A 4,176-nucleotide genomic window follows, 5' to 3' on the forward strand; every position below is an offset into this window, starting at 1 on the left:
GTTTGAATTAGATGAAACAATGAAAGGCGCTGTTATAAAAGTTATAGGTATAGGTGGTGCTGGTGGTAATGCAATAAACAATATGATAAGAAGTAAGGTTGAGGGTGTTGAATTTATCGCAGCAAATACTGATGCGCAAGCGTTAGCTAATAGTTTGGCACCAGTAAAGATTCAGTTAGGTTCAACACTAACAAAAGGTTTAGGTGCCGGTGGCAATCCAGAGATAGGCAGAAAAGCTGCTATTGAAGATACAGAGACTATTGGCGAAGCATTGAAGGGTTCAGATTTGGTATTTATAACAGCAGGGATGGGTGGAGGAACTGGTACAGGCGCAGCTCCTGTTATAGCAAGTATTGCTAAAGATTTGGGTGCTTTAACTGTTGCAGTTGTTTCTACTCCCTTTTATTGGGAAGGCAAGAAAAGAAACAAATTTGCAAGAGAGGGTTTGAATCTGCTTAAAGATTATGTGGATACTTATATAGTTGTTTCTAATGATAAGATTTTAGATATTATTGATAAGTCTACACCCTTTCTTGAGGCATTTAAAATTGCTGATGATGTGTTAAGACAGGGAACACAAGGTATAGCTGATACTATAAATAGTGATGGATATATTAATGTTGATTTTGCAGATATTAAAACGATTATGGAATCAAAAGGTTTAGCACTTATGGGAATTGGCGAGGCATCTAATGAAAATAGAGATAAGGAGGCAGCTAGAAGAGCATTGAGTTCACCTTTATTAGCCGATGTGAATATTAAAGGTGCAAGTGGAATCTTAATTAATATTAGTGGTGGTAATGATATGACCATGTATGAGATACAGAACATTGCTCAGCTAGTATACGAGAATGCCAGTGATAATGCTGAGATATTTAAAGGTGTTGTTGTAGAAGAATCAATGAAGGAAAAGATCAGGGTAACAATCGTTGCAACAGGTATAGATAGTGCTTCTGATGAAAAGACTGTACAGATAGATGACTATAAAAATACTAATGTTGGAGTAGAATCAATTATTAAGAAGGTTAAGAATATTAAAAATAAAGATAAAGGTTTGAGAAGTGTTGATGAATATAATGAAGAAGAGCTTGAGATACCAACATATTTAAGAAAGCAAATAGATTGATAGACTAACAAAGAAGATGTCAAAGTTAAATGAATATTAAATAGTATTTAATGGCAGCAAAATATAGGTCTGTCTGTAAATCTAGTTAGAAATGAACTTTAAAATAATAACATAATAAGTTAAATGGAATATGGACTATGATCAGTTAAACAGAGAGATTAAGAATTGCAGGAAATGTAGCTTATCTGAGAGCAGAACAAATGCTCTCTGCGGGGAGGGAAAGTTAGATGCAAAGCTTATGTTAATTGCCCAAGCACCGGGAGAACAGGAAGACAGAGATGGAAGAATGTTTATAGGCCCCTCTGGAAAGGTATTAGACGAACTACTAAAATCAGCTAACCTTAATAGAGAAGAATTATATATGACAAATTTAATTAAATGCATGCTTCCAAAATATAGGAAGCCGAAAGAAGATGAAATTGAGAAGTGTTGTTGGTACCTAGATAGAGAGATTGAATTGATAAATCCAAGGGTGTTGGTCCCTCTAGGTTACTATGCAACTAAATACATCTTTAGGAAATATGCCATTTTGTTGTCATCCAGAAAAGATTTTTATACAGTCTATGGTAAGCTTTTTTTTAGCGAAGGACAGAAGATACTTCCTTTAACACATCCCGCTGCACTTCTCCATAACCCTTCTTTTAAAAAAGAAATGAGAAAAAGTTACAAAAAGATGAAGGTATTACTTGAAGATTGCAAATGGTATCCAGTATGCCCAATGAAAAGATTCTATGAAGAAGGTATGTTAGATGAAAAGTGGGTGGAGCTTTATTGTAAAGGAGATTGGGAGAGCTGTATTCGTTATCAAATGGAAGAGAGAGGGGAACCACATCCAGATTCGATGCTTCCCGATGGGAATATAGATAAAAGATTGCATCAGCTTTGATGAGTATAGATGAAGATCACAATTATCTATGATAATACCTCTATTAGAAAAGACCTCCGGCCTGATTGGGGCTTTTCCGCCGTGGTAGAAACCAAAGATAGAAAAATACTTTTTGATACAGGAGCAAGTGGAACTATTTTACATTCAAACATGCAAAAGCTTGGAATTAATCCCAGAGAGATCCAGGATGTTTTTATATCTCATAATCACTTTGATCATATAGGAGGTCTATCATCTTTTATAGAGCAAAACAACAATGTTAAGCTTTGGATTCCCCCTTCATTTCGAGGAGTTAAGTCTATAAAAGAGATTATTAAGATGAAAGATCCAGGGAAACTCTATGAGGGAATTTACTCTACAGGAGAGCTAGAAGGAATAGAGCAGTCACTTTGTATTAAAACAGAAAAGGGCATTATGATTATAGCGGGGTGCTCACATCCAAAAATGGAGTACATACTTCAAGTGGCTTCTCAATTTGATAGAATTTACGGTATTTTAGGAGGCTTGCATGGAAACAGACCTGAATCCCTGAAAGGTTTGGATTTTATTTGTCCAACCCACTGCAGCCAATATAAGTCAGAGATAAAAGCTCTCTATCCAGAGATATATGTTGAAGGGGGAGTAGGGAGAATAATAGAGGTTGATTAATATGAATCTCAAAATCCTAATTTCAATTGGGCTCTTTATTTTATTAGGAACAGGAATTTGGTTTTTAACACAAGCTGAAAGAATGGCTTCACCTGAAATTTCTATTGGAGCAGAAAGTGAAGAAAAACCAGAGATAATCTTAACTTCGGTTTATGATAATTATCAAATAAATCCTAAGTTGAAAACATCATGGGGTTTTGGATGCTTAATAGATACCTCGGCAGAGCGTATATTGTTTGATACTGGAGGAGATTCAGAAGTTTTACTTTCAAACTTGCAAAAGATGGATATCGACCCCAAATCAATCAGTAAGGTAGTTATTTCTCATATTCATGATGATCATGCAGGTGGGTTGGAAGGATTTTTGAAGAAAAATAGTAAGGTTACTGTCTTTATCCCTGCATCCTTTCCAGATTCCTTTAGGAATATGATAGCCGGTAAAGGAGCAAAATTTATAAATGTTTCTGAGCCTAGAAAAATCTCTGATTTTGTCTATACTACTGGAGAGCTTTATGGACCTCCAGAAGAGCAATCCCTGATTGTAGACTCGAGACAAGGATTAATAATTATTACCGGTTGTGCTCATCCCGGGGTTGTAAATATTGTTGAAAAAGCAAAAAAATTAACAAAGAAGGATGAGATATATTTAGTTGTTGGTGGCTTACACCGTCCTCCATTATCTGTTGTTAATATAATTAAAGAAATCGGGGTGAAAAAAGTGGCTCCCTCTCATTGCTCTGGGGATAGATGTAGAGAACTATTTAAAGAAGAGTATCAAAAAGATTTTATAGAATTTGGTGTAGGAAAGATAATTAAGATTAAATGAAAATATTTAAAAATGTTTCAAAGTAAAAATAAGTATAGATTATAAATATGCATTATCCGCCCACTTTGAAATCACTATGCAATCAATTAAATTTTTACTGCCTTATTTAAATATCTTTATTAAATCAAATTTATAGTCTTTTTATAGTCAATCTCTTATGGTCAATGATAAGAAGCAATTTACTGATCAAGATTTTTATATTTATTTAGTTCATTCTCAAAAGTATCTAATGTTTTGTTAACCTCAAGCAATTTATTCCCAGTTTTTTCTAAAAGAGAATCTTTTGCCTTGTCATCTGTGTTTTCAGCCAAATTTTTAATATTAGTGATATATTGTTTGACTTCATTAATTTCACTATCAAGGGATTTCTTAGTATTGCTTAAAGTTGTGTTTATTTCACTATCTTTCAAGCTGTTGTATATAGTGGTAAGATTTTCATATTTACTTACTGTTTCATTGTATTTATTTAAAATATCTATAACCTCTGTGTTAATTTTTGGCAATTTCAATGCAGCAGTATAATTAGAGATTGTAAAAATAATAAATGCAAAAAATAAAAATTTGTAAATTTTAGTATTCATAACCTACCTCTTAATTTTTTATTATATTGACTTAGTGTATAATTGTATAATTTAACAACAAATTATTCAATTACTATCAAAATTATGTTAATGTAACGTATTCCATAAG

General features: G+C 33.2%; 5 protein-coding genes. 4 read left to right on the top strand and 1 reads right to left on the bottom strand.

What is annotated here, in order from left to right; all coding sequences use genetic code 11:
• The first annotated feature begins 19 nt into the window (after window positions 1–19).
• The 4 genes from ftsZ (at window position 20) to SVN78_09060 (ending at window position 3,486) form a co-directional block, all read left to right on the top strand.
• Window positions 20–1,126: a cell division protein FtsZ gene (gene ftsZ / locus SVN78_09045; protein MDY6821751.1), complete on the top strand. Its 1,107-nt coding sequence runs from the start codon at window positions 20–22 to the stop codon at window positions 1,124–1,126.
• Between the two features lie 130 nt (window positions 1,127–1,256).
• On the top strand, window positions 1,257–2,012 hold the full coding sequence (locus tag SVN78_09050) for a uracil-DNA glycosylase (GenBank protein ID MDY6821752.1): 756 nt from the start codon (window positions 1,257–1,259) through the stop codon (window positions 2,010–2,012).
• A gap of 9 nt (window positions 2,013–2,021) precedes the next feature.
• Window positions 2,022–2,660 carry an MBL fold metallo-hydrolase gene (locus SVN78_09055; GenBank protein MDY6821753.1) on the top strand — a complete coding sequence of 213 codons (639 nt, stop codon included), beginning with the start codon at window positions 2,022–2,024 and terminating at the stop codon, window positions 2,658–2,660.
• Window position 2,661: 1 nt separating this feature from the next.
• Window positions 2,662–3,486: an MBL fold metallo-hydrolase gene (locus SVN78_09060; GenBank protein MDY6821754.1), complete on the top strand. Its 825-nt coding sequence runs from the start codon at window positions 2,662–2,664 to the stop codon at window positions 3,484–3,486.
• 179 nt (window positions 3,487–3,665) lie between these two features.
• Here the strand turns inward: SVN78_09060 and SVN78_09065 are convergent, their stop codons facing one another.
• A complete protein-coding gene (locus SVN78_09065) occupies window positions 3,666–4,067 on the bottom strand; it encodes a hypothetical protein (protein ID MDY6821755.1) in 402 nt (133 codons plus the stop codon).
• Window positions 4,068–4,176: the final 109 nt, after the last annotated feature.

The organism is Deferribacterota bacterium (assembly GCA_034189185.1).
Classification (GTDB): domain Bacteria; phylum Chrysiogenota; class Deferribacteres; order Deferribacterales; family UBA228; genus UBA228.